A 13,179-nucleotide genomic window follows, 5' to 3' on the forward strand; every position below is an offset into this window, starting at 1 on the left:
AGCTTATCTATTGAGAAATTATATGAGTCTCGTTACGAAGCTTATGAAACAGGAGAAGTATTAGAGTACGATTCAAATAAAAATCCAAGTAAGGTTTTATTTAGACAAGAAGTTTACGATTGGGAAACAGATACTTATAGTATTGAAAATTATATTGCAGAAATGTTTTATGACGAAAATCCAAACATGTATTTTTCAACTTTAGAAGCAGCAGGAATTATTGATATTTTAGATGGAGTTGATATAAACTTTGGTGTAAACCCACAAGCGGCAGAAATAGTTAAGGCAAGGGCTTTATTTCCTGTAAACAACTTAACAAAAGTGATTTACAAAGATGCTGATGACAATATCAAAGGAACATTAACTATTGATTATACTTATGATGAAGATGGTTATCCAGTAAAAGGTTCAGGTTTAGTAGTTGGAGAAGATGAGTCAGTTAAAGCTGAAGTAAACTATAGTTATGATGAGTAGGTTTACACTATGATTTTATAAAAAAAAACCTCGACATTGTCGAGGTTTTTTTATGATTATTTTATTTGAAATATAAAAGGGATTCTGGCTTGAATTCCTTCTAGGTTTTTCATTTTATGAATGTTGTTGTATAGCTGATAGTTTTCATCACCCATTGTTTCTTTTAAGATTTCTTCTTTAGAAGCTTTCATAAAAGGATTCATTTGTAAAGCATCCTTTAAATCAGTTTTGTAGTGAGGATAGTTACGAACTCTATAGTTTTCAACTTCAGCTAATTCAGCAGCTACTTTAATAGCGTCTTCTAACCCTCCTAATTGATCAACTAAACCTTTTTCAATAGCTTCTTTACCTGTCCAAACTCTACCTTGTGCAATTTCGTTTACTTGCTCAAAAGTCATATTACGTCCTGTAGAAACACGATTAACAAAAGTAGTGTAGATTTGCTCAACTCCTTCTTTGGTAACATCATAGAACTTCTGATTCATCGGCTCAAAAACACTGTAAGAAGCACTATTGTTAGTAGATACTTGTTCCGCATTGATGCCAATATTGTCGGCAAACTGACTAAAATTTGGAATCGCACCAAAAACACCAATTGATCCTGTAATGGTTGTTGGTTCAGCGATAATTTTATCAGCATTACAAGCAATATAATAACCACCTGAAGCAGCTAAGTTACCCATAGAAACGACTAGAGGTTTTAGGTTTTTCTTTCTTAGTTAATTCTAGCTCACGCCAAATTAATTCAGAAGCTAAAGCACTACCACCAGGAGAATTTACGCGAAGAACGATAGCTTTTACATTATCATCTTTTCTAGCTTTTTTAATCGCTTTATTAATAATTCCTTGTCCGATATAATGCTCGTTTCCTTCTCCATACACAATATCACCTTGTGCATAAATCACAGCAATTTTATCTTTAGCAGTAGAAGAAATTCTTCCTTTTCCTGAGTTGATGTAATCTTCGATAGAAATAGTATTCACTTTTTCATCAGAACCTCCTGCTAGTTTTTCTTGGTATTCATCTTCATAGATAGAAGCATCAATAAGTTTGTTTTTTAAAGCTATTTCAGCATTTCTTCCGTTAGAATTATCAGCAATGTTATTTAATTCTTCAATTGAAATGTTTCTGCTATTACTAATATCTTCAGTGATTTCTGACCAAATTGATTTTAAGAAAGAGGTAGTTTGCTCGCGATTTGCATCACTCATTTTATTTTCTAAAAATGGTTCAACCGCACTTTTATATTTACCGTGACGAACTACTTCCATTTTAATACCGTATTTATCTTCGAAATCTTTGAAGTATAAAATTTCAGTTGATAAACCTCTAAAATCGATAGCCCCAACTGGGTTTAAGAATAAACTATCGGCAACAGAGCTTAAGTAATAATTTTTTTGAGTATAAATGTCGTTGTATGCATATATGAATTTACCACTCTCTTTAAACTCTTCTAATTTATTTCTAATGGCTTGCGTTTGTGCAATACCAGCATTTACAAAGGTTGTTTTTATACTAATTCCTTTAATTTTATCATCTGTCTTAGCATTTTCAATAGCATTAATGATTGTATTTAAGCTACTTTTCTTCTTTTTATTACTGTATTTAGCTAATATTTTTTCAAAAGGATCGTTTGAATCAGGAGAATAATCCTTAATAGGGTTAGATAAGTCTAACTCTAAAACTGAATTTTCTTTAACAAGAATCTCTTCTTCAGAACCACCAACAATAGTAGCGATAGCAAAAAAGAAAACAAATAGTAAAAAAAGGGCAATAAAAAAGCCAAGAACCGAGGCTAATAGATTTCTTAAAAATTTCATGTTATTGGGTTGATTTTTTGAGCAAATATACAGTTTTTACAAAGATGCTTTTTTGAGTAAAAATCACCTATTAAATCGAGTTGATCCAGCTCCTAAACTCATCTTGTATTTACGTTGAGCAAACTCAAAATAATTGAATAATTTGTAGTTTACTTCATAGCCATAATCAATATGCGGACTGTAATCAATCACATTTTCATAAATATTAGAATTGAATTGCAATGGATTTTGTGCTCGGTAATTCCATGTAATAACATACAAACGATTTTTATTTTCTAAATACGTTTGCGAATAATAACCATCTGGTTTGGCTATACTGTTTAAATAAGTAGTAAAACCAGGGTCTATGATAATAATTTCATATTCTAAACTGTCATTGGCAATAACAACAGGTTCTTCATTAGTATTTGAAGTGTTCTTTAAAGGAGAAGAGCCACAAGCCCACAGCATAATTCCTATAATACAGAGAGCTAAAATATGTTGTAGTGTTTTCATAATCAATATGAGTTTGTTAACTATAAAATTGCAAAAAATATTCCGAAATTCATTGATTTTTAACTTGTTTAACAGTAATTTTCAGCAGTAAATAAAAGATCATGAAGCAAAGATGTTTTTGGGTAGGAAATGACCCTTTGTATATAGAATACCACGATACAGAATGGGGAGTTCCTGTTTATGATGATGATAAATTGTTTGAGTTTTTAATTTTAGAAACCTTTCAAGCAGGATTGAGTTGGATAACTATTCTTAAAAAAAGAGAAAATTTTAGAAAAGCGTTAGACGATTTTAATTATCAGAAAATTGCAAAATATGGTGAAGAAAAGTATGAAGAGCTGTTACAAAATGAAGGAATTATTAGAAATAAGTTAAAGATAAAAGCTACAATTACCAACGCTCAATTATTTATGAAAGTGCAAGAAGAGTTTGGAACATTTTCTAAATATATTTGGAGTTTTGTTGATGGAGAGCCCATAAAAAATTCATTTGAAAAAAGAGAAGAAGTACCGGCAACAACAGCGCTTTCTGATGCAATTTCAAAAGATTTAAAAAAGCGTGGATTTAAATTTGTAGGATCCACAGTAATTTATGCTCATATGCAGGCTACGGGGATGGTAAACGACCATACAACAGACTGTTTCCGATACCATGAAGTTTAAATTTCGTAATTTTATCCTTCCAAAAAAATAAACTAAATATTATTATAAATGAAACTAAAACAAATGCTTTGTGCAGTTGTTGCAGCTGGAGTATTAACTTCATGCGGAACAGAAGCCAAAAAAGAGCCTAAAGTAGCTGAAAAAAAAGCAAAAGAGTTTGAATATGTTGTTGAGCAATTTGCTGATATAAAAGTGTTACGTTATCAGATTCCTGGTTTTGATGAGTTAACACTAAAAGAAAAAAAGTTAGTGTATTATTTAACGCAAGCTGGTTTGTCTGGTCGTGATATTATGTGGGATCAAAACTATCGTCATAATCTTGAAATTAGAGCAGCTTTAGAAAATATCAACAATAACTTTAAAGGTGATAAAGAGAGTGAAGAGTTTAAAGCATTTACAACGTACTTAAAACGTGTATGGTTTTCAAACGGAATTCACCACCACTATTCTAACGATAAGTTAAAACCTGAATTTTCTAAAGAATATTTTGAATCGTTATTAAAAGAAACTAACACTGAGTTATCTGTAGAAGCTTTTGAGGTTATTTTTAACGATAAAGATGCTAAAAAAGTAAACAAAAAAGCAGGAGTTGATCACGTATTGGCATCTGCAGTAAATTTCTACGGACCAGATATCACAAGTAAAGATGTAGAAGATTTTTATGCTAAAGCGGATAAAGGGCCAAAAGATCAACCAATTGAAGCAGGATTAAACTCGAAATTAGTTCGTGAAGACGGAAAACTAGTTGAAAAAGTATGGAAGTCTGGTGGAATGTACGGTCAAGCAATCGATAAAATTATTTATTGGTTAGAAAAAGCTAAAGAAGTAGCAGAAAACGAAAAACAAGCAAAAACCTTAGAGTTGTTAATCGAATACTATAAAACAGGAGATTTACATACTTGGGATGAGTATGCTATTGCTTGGGTTGAATCTACCGAAGGAAATATTGATTGGATTAATGGTTTTATTGAAGTGTATAACGATCCTAAAGGGTACAGAGGTTCGTACGAAAACATCGTACAAATCAAAGACTTTGATATGTCTAAAAAGATGAAGGTATTATCAGACAATGCACAATGGTTTGAGGATAATGCTCCGTTAGATCCAGCACATAAAAAAGAAAACGTAGTTGGGGTTTCTTACAAAACTGTAAACGTTGCAGGTGAGGCAGGAGATGCTTCTCCAAGTACACCTATCGGGGTGAATTTACCAAACAACAACTGGATTCGTCAACAACACGGTTCTAAATCGGTATCGTTAGGAAATATTATTGGTTCGTATAATAATGCTGGAGGAACAGGGCGTTTAAAAGAGTTTGCTAACGATCAAGAAGAAATCGACTTAGAAATTAAGTATGGTAAGTTAGCTGATAAATTACACACAGCATTACATGAGGTAATCGGACATGCTTCAGGTGTAATTAATGACGGAGTTGGTCAACCAAAAGAGACGTTAAAGAATTATGCTTCTACTATGGAAGAAGGTAGAGCGGATTTAGTAGGATTGTACTATTTAATGGATCCTAAATTACAAGAATTAGGATTGGTTGATAATTGGCAAGAAATGGGTAAAGCTGCCTACGATGGGTACATTAGAAACGGATTAATGACGCAGTTAATCAGAATCAATTTAGGAGATGATATTGAAGAAGATCACATGGTAAATCGCCAATGGGTATCAGCTTGGGCTTTTGAACAAGGAGCGAAAGATAATGTAATTGAAAAAGTTACTAGAGACGGTAAGACATATTATAACATCAATGATTATGATAAGCTTCGCGAAATTTTCGGACGTTTATTAAAAGAAACGCAAAGAATTAAATCCGAAGGAGATTTTGAAGCGGCAAAAGCATTAGTAGAAGGCTATGGAGTAAAAGTAGATCAAGAAATTCATAAAGAAGTTTTAGATCGTAACGCACAATTTACATCAGCTCCTTATAACGGATTTGTAAATCCAGTATTAGAACCAGTAATGGATGCTGAAGGAAATATTACCGATATTAATATCACGCAACCAGAAACATTTGAAGAGCAAATGAATTTTTACACTAAAAACTATAATTTCTTACCGACAAAAAATTAAGAAGTTAAAAGCTAAATAATAAAAACCGATTCTGAAAAGAATCGGTTTTTTATTTTATAATGGAGCCTTAAAAGGTTGTGTTATTTTGTTAATAGTTTAGATAAAAACAATAGTGCAATTACTACTGCTATTCCTATAGCCACGTACAAAGCTCCGTTCTGGTAGTGCTTTTTGTTGTTTTTAGCATCTTTTTTGTAGCTGAAATACATCAAAACGATAAAAGCTATTACAAATAAACTAGCAAAAATGATTCTGCCTGTAGTAAACATTTTAGCAGCAATAAGTATAAACATAAAATTGTATTTTTAGCAAAGTTAAAGAATGATTTTAGAATGAAAAAAACTAAAACAGCAATTATTTTTGCTGCTAGTTCAGGTGTAAGAAAAAGCACCATAAACTAATATAAAAACAGATTAATTACAATGAAGAAAAGAATAGCAGCAGTACACGAATTTCATACCGCTTTCGGATTAGGAATTAACAACGAACCAACGGCAAACATTAGCGAGGAACGAAACCTACTTCGTTACAATTTAATGAAAGAAGAGAATGAAGAATACCTAGAAGCAGCGCAGAATAACGATTTGGTTGAGGTTGCTGATGCCTTAGGAGACATGCTGTATATTTTATGCGGAACTATTATCGAACACGGAATGCAACACAAAATTGAAGAAGTGTTTAATGAGATTCAACGAAGTAATATGAGTAAGTTAGGAGAAGATGGAAAGCCAATTTATCGTGAAGATGGCAAGGTGCTTAAAGGACCAAATTACTTCAAACCAAAGATTAAAGAAATTTTAGATAAATAAAAAAGCTCCTCTTTTGAGGAGCTTTTTTTAATTTTGTTCCCTATGTTATTTACCCATAATTCGTTCTAATTCTGATGTTAAGGTTTTAACATTGTTAACCATTTTAATGATAACACCGTTAGAGTCTACAATTAAATGTGTAGGGTATTGCTTAACTTTTAGTTTTTTAGCCATGTAATCCTTTTGCTCAGGAATAGTAGGGTATTTAAACTCTTTAGTTTCTAAAAACTCAACTAATTCGTCTTTTTTATCAAAAGCTAAACTAACAAATTCAATTTTTTCATCTTTGTATTTGTCTACTAACTCATTTAATTCTGGGAATTCTTCTACACACACTTTACAAGTAATAAACCAACATTTAATAACTAATAACTTTCCTTTTGTGTCAGCTTTGTTATGTGCTTTTCCCGTTAAATCAACAAAATTATAATCTGGAAGTTTTTTTCCTTCCATTTTAAAATATTGATAGGCTATAGCAGCTTTACTAACAATAGATTTCTTTATTTTTTCGTCAGAAGTATCGTTGATGTTCGTAAGTTGATACTGTGTTTTTCCTTCATTTTCGTGTTTAACAGGAATGAAAGCACCAGTACGTAATAATGTTAGGAACATCCCTTTTTCAACAGCAGCTCCTTTTTCATCTAAAGGAGTATAGGTAGACATTAAATCAATATTGTCTTTTGTATAGGCTTCCCAATTATCAAAACTCTTTTGAATGTTGTTAGAGTCGTAAGAAGTTGAAGTATTTGTTTCAACTTCTACAGCTTCTCCTTCTCTCTCTTCATCATCTTCTTCTTTGTTTTCATGAGTATCCTCTTCGGGGATAGTTTCTTCAATAGAAGGGGTTTCCTCATTAATATCCACGCTAATTTCTTGTTGCGTATCTTCAGTGTCAGTTGTTTCTTCCTCTTCAGGAAGTTGTGTTTCTTCTTGGGTGTCTACGGTTTCGTTTATAGCGAAAACAGGTTTACCCGATAGAGAGTTCGAGTAACTTTGTAAACCAAAAAAAGAAATAGCAAAACCAATTCCTATAGATAATAATGCTGGTACTATATTTCTCATTTTATTTAGATTTTTATATTCAAAATTGAATATTATCCACTAATATAACTTTTTTTAATAAAAAAACTAAATTTTCACTCTCCAGTTATGCTTGTCTTCCAGTTTGTTATATTGAATTCCTAGTAGTTTCTCTTTGAAAAAAGCAGCGTATGAATCTTCCATGTCAGGTAATTCAAAAGTTTCATCTTGATGTTTAAATCCTTTAATAGGGTTGATTACCGCAGCAGTACCAGAACCAAAAATTTCTTTCAATTCTCCTTTTCTTGCAGCTTCTTTTACCTCAGAAACTGATACTCTTCGTACTTCTACTTCAATATTATTGTCTTGAGCAAGTTGAATGATTGATTTACGGGTAACCCCATCTAAAATACGATCACTTGTTGGTGCGGTAACAAGTTTATCACCAATTCTAAAGAAAACGTTCATAGTGCCTGCTTCTTCAAGATACTCGTGTGTATTAGCATCTGTCCAAACAATTTGCTGATATCCTTCTTTATGGGCTAAACTAGTTGGATAAAACTGTGCGGCGTAGTTACCTGCTGCTTTTGCAAATCCGACACCACCATCGGCTGAGCGACTATATTTTTCAGCAAAAAGAACGCGAACTTCTCCAGCATAGTACGATTGTGCAGGAGAACAGATGATGATGAATTTATATTCTTCAGCAGGAGAAGCAGAAATAGCTCCTTCAGAAGCAATGATAAAAGGACGGATGTATAACGAGTTTCCAAATCCTTTTTTAATCCAAGCATCGTCAATCTCTAATAACTTTTTTAGACCTTCCATAAAAACATTCTCAGGCACAGGAGGCATTGCTAAACGTTCTCCAGACTTGTTAATTCTATGAAAGTTTTCATCAGGACGAAATAAGAAAACGTCGTCATTATCATCTTTATAAGCTTTCATTCCTTCAAAAACAGCTTGTCCGTAATGAAAAACTCTCGCCGAAGGTTCAAAAGTCATAGGTCCGTAAGGCATAATTTGAGGTGTTTTCCACTCACCATTTTTAAAATCACAAACTAACATATGGTCAGAAAAAATACGACCAAACGCCAAATTGTTAAAATCTACTGTATCTATTTTTGATTCTTGTATAAGCTCAATATCAATATTCATTGTGTTGTTGTTTTTAGAAGTGCCACGAAGATACAAAATCTAGCGGTATGTTTTAGGCGGGTATTGATTGAAGAAATTATAAGTATATTTGTTGATATGTTAATTTTAAAATTTTGAAAATGAAACGACTATTGGTTTTTGCTGCGGTTTTAAGCATTGCGCTTAGCTCTTGTAAGGTTGAAAAGAAAGGAGAAAAATCTACTACAAATGATACTGAAGTGCAAAAAATAGAATATGCATCTTTTGGAGAAAAGATTACAGATGCTGAAGCAATTTCAGCAGATGAAATGCGAGCAAAGTTCAAAAACTTAAAGGCAGGAGATACTTTAAATGTAAAATTTACTTCAACAATAAATGAAGTATGTAAGAAAAAAGGTTGTTGGATGAAGTTAGATTTAGGAGAAGAGCAAGAATCTATGGTACGTTTTAAAGACTACGGATTTTTTATGCCGTTAAATGCAGATGCAAAAGAAGTAGTGGTAAATGGAAAAGCGTATGTAACTGAAATTTCAGTAGATGAATTACAACACTATGCAAAAGATGCTGGAAAATCAGAAGAAGAAATCGCTCAAATTACTGAACCAAAATACACCTATGCTTTTGAAGCAGATGGCGTGTTAATGAAAAAGTAATGAAGAACGTTTTTGGTTTATTATGTATTGTTTTACTTCTTTTTTCTTGCAAAAAGGAAGTAAAACAACCCAAAGAGGAATTAATTATGTATCAATCTTCAGAAATGGCAGCGTTAATGAATGCCATGTATGAAGGTAATATGACAATTAAGAATAAAATTTTGGAAGGAGAGGCTATTGGTAACTTTCCTGATGTCTACCTTAATATTCACGATGCAGTTTTAACTGATCCTACTGATAGAAATACCAGTTTTGAGGCTTTTTCAAAATTGTATATACAAAACATGCAACAGGTGTATAGTGGTTCACAAGATTCGTTAAAGCAAAACTTCAATCAAGCAATAAATAGTTGTATTGCTTGTCATGAAACCACTTGTAGAGGGCCGATACCTAGAATTAAAAAATTATTAATTAAATAATTTAGGAATCAAAAGAGAAATAATCATAACGTCCGATGGTTCAACAACCATTCACTTACCTGAATGGGATGAGCAATATCATTCTAAACATGGAGCAATACTAGAAGCGTATCATGTGTTTATCAGAAATGGTTTAAGATATGTTGATCACGAGAATATTTCAATTTTAGAAATCGGTTTTGGTACAGGCCTTAATTGTTTTATTACGTTGTTGGAAGCGAAAAGTAAGATTGATTATGTTGGAGTAGAGGCATACCCTGTTGCCAAAGAAGAGGTTGAAAAACTAAATTACGTAACAGAATTAGAGGCTGAAGAAGAACAAGGGTTGTTTAATAAAATACATGAAGTTTCTTGGGAAGAGAAGCATAACATCACTAATAATTTTTCGCTAACAAAACGCAAACAATTTTTTTCTGAAATTACAGATGAAAATCAATTTGATTTGATTTATTTTGATGCCTTCGGAGCAAGGGTACAACCTGAGTTATGGACGGAAGATATTTTTCGAATTATGTTTGCAGCATTAAAAGCGGAAGGAGTATTGGTAACCTATTCAGCAAAAGGAAGTGTAAGACGAGCGATGCAAGCAGTAGGTTTTAAAGTAGAACGCTTACCTGGTCCTCCTGGAAAAATGGAAATGCTTCGGGCAACAAAAATAGTATAAGGTTATTCCGGATTTAGCTAGGAATCACATTAAATAAATAGAGGAGAATGGAGTTTAAAAGACGTTTTGGTAATAGAAAAAAAGGAAATCCTAAAAGAGGGTTGTTTCTAGTAATCCTATTAATTATTGTATTGTACTTATTTTTCAATGCAGAAAATATTCTAAGCAGATTTTTATAGATGAAGCCATTTCAGTTTAAGGAGTTTACGGTGCATCAAGATAAAACAGCAATGAAAATCGGTACCGATGCGGTATTGTTAGGAGCGTGGTGTGATTTAGGAGAGTTTCCTGATATGTTGTTAGATGTAGGCTCTGGTACAGGAGTTATTTCTTTGATGTTGGCACAACGTAGTGACGCGATGACTATTGATGCGGTAGAGATTGATGAAAATGCTTATGAGCAAACTGTTGAAAATTTCGAGCAATCAGATTGGGGAGATCGTCTTTTTTGTTACAATGCTTCTTTTGTAGAATTTGCAGAAGAAATGGCAGAAGAGGAAGAGCAATACGATGTAATAGTGTCAAATCCGCCATTTTATACGGATGCTTTTGAATCGGAAGACGAAGCACGGAACAAAGCACGATTTACTTCCTCGTTATCTTTTGAAGAATTGCTTGAAGGTGTAAGTAAAATCTTATCTCAAAACGGAAAATTCTCAACAATTATTCCTTTTAAGGAAGAAGAAAAGTTTATTGAATTAGCAAGCAAATATAATTTACATCTAAACAGAGTTTGTCGCGTAAAAGGAACACCTGATACAGAAATTAAACGAAGTTTATTAGAATTATCTTTTGTAGAAACTCGAATCCAAGAAGAAGAGTTGATAATAGAAATGAAAAGGCACCAGTATACTGATGCCTATATTAATTTGACGAAAGATTTTTATTTAAAGATGTAAGCTTTAAAGTAAGTGTTAATTTTCCCAGTTTTTAAGCCTATCCAGATATAAGTAGCTTTCAACAAATTGTCTGTGTTCAGCACTTGTCATAATTTCGAGAAGTTCTAAAGCAGAAATATAACTGGCTAAATTTCCGTTGGAAGATAAAAACTTTCCATCTTTAATATAAGTTACCAAGCTGTCGTTTTGGACTTTTAAATTTGGGTAATCTTTTTGTAGTTGTTCACCACCACCAATCCACGTTACGATTTTATGACCATCAGCAATGCCCGATTTGCCAATTAAATTGGCTCCAGCACAATTACTAACCGTGTATTGAGTTTCTTGATTTTTAGTTTTTATAAAATCTACCACTTTGTTATTGTGTACTTGCGCATACATATCGTAAGCACTAGGTACAAATAAAGCCGTTAGTTTTGGGCAATTATCAAAAGTAAAGTCAGGAACAAAATGCATTCCTTCTTCAGTAGTAATTGGTTTAGCTTTTTCAGCAATAGCTACTACTTTAAAAAGTTGTTTACCATCTTTGTTTGGTTTTCCAAAAACGTCGGATGTTGCTATAACTTCACCTTGTAAAACACCGTTAAACATTAAAAGTCCGATTGTTGGTAAATCAGGATTGAAGGGTTTTAGATGTTTAGTTAGCGTGTCAGACGGAGATACGATGTCTTCGGAGTTGTTATTACTTTTTGATTTTTCTGAATCACAGCCTATGGCTATAATTGCAAAAACCAACACTATTATAAGACTAATTTTTTTCATCTTTTTTAATTATTATCTCTTGGAGTAGGCTTGATAATCATTCTAAAATATTGGTCTTTGTAAATGTAATAACCAAGCCAGTTGTAAAGTGTTCTTGCTTTGTTTTTAAAGTTTACAAGCCCCATAATATGTACAAAAATCCAAATTAACCAAGCCACAAAACCTTTTAAAGATTGTTTTTGACCAGGGAAATCAAGTACCGCTTTGTTTCGTCCAATAATAGCTAACGAGCCTTTGTCGTTGTATTGAAAAGGTTTCCAATTACTGTCTTTTCTTTTAAGGTTGTTTGCTAGGTTTTTAGCTTGCTGTAAAGCTGGTTGCGCTAATTGCGGGTGTCCGTTAGGATAGTTTTTATCGCCAGAAATCAAGGCGCAGTCTCCTAACGCATAAATATTATCGTATGAATCTACTAAGTTAAACTGATTTGTTTTTAGCCTTCTGCCAGGGCCAAAACTTTCTTTTGAAAAACCATCGAATGTTTTAGCTGATACCCCAGCTGCCCAAATAAGGTTTTTGGTTTCTATTTTTTCTCCGTTTGATAAATACACGGTTTCACCATCAAAGTCGTTAACCATTGTATTCATAGTCAGAGTTACACCTAGTTCACTTAGCTTTTCAGAAGTGTATTCTTGTGCTTTTTTAGACATAGGAGCTAATACAGAACTTTGACCATCGATAAGATGTATATCACCAAAATCATTTTCGTCTAATTCAGGGTAATCTTTTATGATGATTGAAGTTTTAATTTCTGATAAAATTCCTGAAAGTTCAACTCCAGTAGGTCCAGCACCAGCAATAACAAAAGTTAAACACTTTTTTCTTTCTTCTGGATCTTGAATTCTCGTAGCACGGTCAAATCGAGTTAAAATAACATTTCTAAGAGACAGAGCGTCGCTAATCGTTTTCATAGGTAAACTGTACTTTTCAATGTTTTTGTTTCCAAAAAAATTACTTTCTGTACCTGTTGCCATTACCAAGATATCATATTCTATTTCTCCATTACTTACCACTATCTTGTTTTCTTCAGGAACCACTCTTTCAAGAGCACCTAGTCGAAAACGAGCGTTTTTAAATTTTCTTAAAATTTTTCTGAATGGGTAACTAATTGCAGAAGGTTCCATAAAACCCGTTGATACTTGGTAGATTAAAGGAGGGAAGAAATTGTAGTTATTACTGTCTACTAAAATAATTTGGTAATCATCTAAATTTCCCAATCCTTTTATAAGTTCTAATCCAGCAAACCCGCCGCCAACAACAACAAGTTTTTTCATATTTTTCATAA

13 protein-coding genes and 2 pseudogenes are annotated in these 13,179 nt (G+C 32.7%); 8 read left to right on the forward strand and 7 right to left on the reverse strand.

Going from position 1 to position 13,179, the window contains the following annotated elements:
• Positions 1-474 (forward strand): annotated as a pseudogene (locus OU788_RS04420) (hypothetical protein); the annotation flags it as partial.
• A 56-nt stretch (positions 475-530) separates the two neighbouring features.
• On the opposite strand, the pseudogene sppA reads toward OU788_RS04420, so the two are convergent.
• Positions 531-2,295: pseudogene (sppA, locus tag OU788_RS04425) on the reverse strand (signal peptide peptidase SppA).
• Positions 2,296-2,358: 63 nt separating this feature from the next.
• Positions 2,359-2,790 carry a DUF6146 family protein gene (locus tag OU788_RS04430; protein ID WP_274634040.1) on the reverse strand — a complete coding sequence of 144 codons (432 nt, stop codon included), beginning with the start codon at positions 2,788-2,790 and terminating at the stop codon, positions 2,359-2,361.
• Between the two features lie 101 nt (positions 2,791-2,891).
• On the opposite strand from OU788_RS04430, the gene OU788_RS04435 reads away from it, so the two are divergent.
• Both OU788_RS04435 and OU788_RS04440 read left to right on the forward strand, forming a co-directional pair.
• Positions 2,892-3,452 carry a DNA-3-methyladenine glycosylase I gene (locus OU788_RS04435; RefSeq protein WP_274634041.1) on the forward strand — a complete coding sequence of 187 codons (561 nt, stop codon included), beginning with the start codon at positions 2,892-2,894 and terminating at the stop codon, positions 3,450-3,452.
• 48 nt (positions 3,453-3,500) lie between these two features.
• Positions 3,501-5,534, forward strand: a complete 2,034-nt coding sequence (locus OU788_RS04440) for a dipeptidyl-peptidase 3 family protein (RefSeq protein ID WP_274634042.1) — start codon at positions 3,501-3,503, stop codon at positions 5,532-5,534.
• Positions 5,535-5,614: 80 nt separating this feature from the next.
• Here OU788_RS04440 and OU788_RS04445 read toward each other — a convergent pair whose 3' ends face one another.
• The gene (locus OU788_RS04445) at positions 5,615-5,827 is read right to left on the reverse strand and encodes a hypothetical protein (protein WP_231517319.1); all 213 of its coding nucleotides are present in this window, start codon (positions 5,825-5,827) and stop codon (positions 5,615-5,617) included.
• A gap of 129 nt (positions 5,828-5,956) precedes the next feature.
• Between OU788_RS04445 and OU788_RS04450 the strand changes: the two genes are divergently transcribed.
• A complete protein-coding gene (locus tag OU788_RS04450) occupies positions 5,957-6,343 on the forward strand; it encodes a nucleoside triphosphate pyrophosphohydrolase family protein (protein WP_274634043.1) in 387 nt (128 codons plus the stop codon).
• Between the two features lie 45 nt (positions 6,344-6,388).
• Here the strand turns inward: OU788_RS04450 and OU788_RS04455 are convergent, their stop codons facing one another.
• Both OU788_RS04455 and OU788_RS04460 read right to left on the reverse strand, forming a co-directional pair.
• Positions 6,389-7,405 carry a TlpA family protein disulfide reductase gene (locus OU788_RS04455; protein WP_274634044.1) on the reverse strand — a complete coding sequence of 339 codons (1,017 nt, stop codon included), beginning with the start codon at positions 7,403-7,405 and terminating at the stop codon, positions 6,389-6,391.
• A 66-nt stretch (positions 7,406-7,471) separates the two neighbouring features.
• The gene (locus OU788_RS04460; RefSeq protein WP_274634045.1) at positions 7,472-8,521 is read right to left on the reverse strand and encodes a branched-chain amino acid aminotransferase; all 1,050 of its coding nucleotides are present in this window, start codon (positions 8,519-8,521) and stop codon (positions 7,472-7,474) included.
• Between the two features lie 119 nt (positions 8,522-8,640).
• Between OU788_RS04460 and OU788_RS04465 the strand changes: the two genes are divergently transcribed.
• From OU788_RS04465 to OU788_RS04480, 4 genes are all read left to right on the forward strand, one after another.
• Positions 8,641-9,153, forward strand: coding sequence for a DUF4920 domain-containing protein (locus OU788_RS04465; protein ID WP_274634046.1), 513 nt, complete (start codon positions 8,641-8,643; stop codon positions 9,151-9,153).
• A complete protein-coding gene (locus tag OU788_RS04470; RefSeq protein WP_274634047.1) occupies positions 9,153-9,572 on the forward strand; it encodes a hypothetical protein in 420 nt (139 codons plus the stop codon). The genes OU788_RS04465 and OU788_RS04470 overlap by 1 nt, the downstream gene beginning before the upstream one ends.
• A 7-nt stretch (positions 9,573-9,579) precedes the next feature.
• On the forward strand, positions 9,580-10,236 hold the full coding sequence (gene mnmD / locus OU788_RS04475) for a tRNA (5-methylaminomethyl-2-thiouridine)(34)-methyltransferase MnmD (RefSeq protein ID WP_274634080.1): 657 nt from the start codon (positions 9,580-9,582) through the stop codon (positions 10,234-10,236).
• A 179-nt stretch (positions 10,237-10,415) separates the two neighbouring features.
• A complete protein-coding gene (locus OU788_RS04480; protein WP_274634048.1) occupies positions 10,416-11,135 on the forward strand; it encodes a tRNA1(Val) (adenine(37)-N6)-methyltransferase in 720 nt (239 codons plus the stop codon).
• Between the two features lie 15 nt (positions 11,136-11,150).
• Here the strand turns inward: OU788_RS04480 and OU788_RS04485 are convergent, their stop codons facing one another.
• Together OU788_RS04485 and OU788_RS04490 are read right to left on the reverse strand one after the other, a co-directional pair.
• Positions 11,151-11,897 (reverse strand): DJ-1/PfpI family protein, encoded by a 747-nt coding sequence (locus OU788_RS04485; protein ID WP_274634049.1) that lies wholly within the window; start codon positions 11,895-11,897, stop codon positions 11,151-11,153.
• A 5-nt stretch (positions 11,898-11,902) separates the two neighbouring features.
• Entirely contained in the window at positions 11,903-13,177 is a 1,275-nt protein-coding gene (locus OU788_RS04490) for an NAD(P)/FAD-dependent oxidoreductase (RefSeq protein WP_274634050.1), read from the reverse strand.
• Between the last annotated feature and the right edge of the window lie 2 nt (positions 13,178-13,179).

The organism is Tenacibaculum sp. L6, from assembly GCF_028823685.1.
In the GTDB taxonomy this organism is placed as follows: Bacteria; Bacteroidota; Bacteroidia; order Flavobacteriales; family Flavobacteriaceae; genus Polaribacter.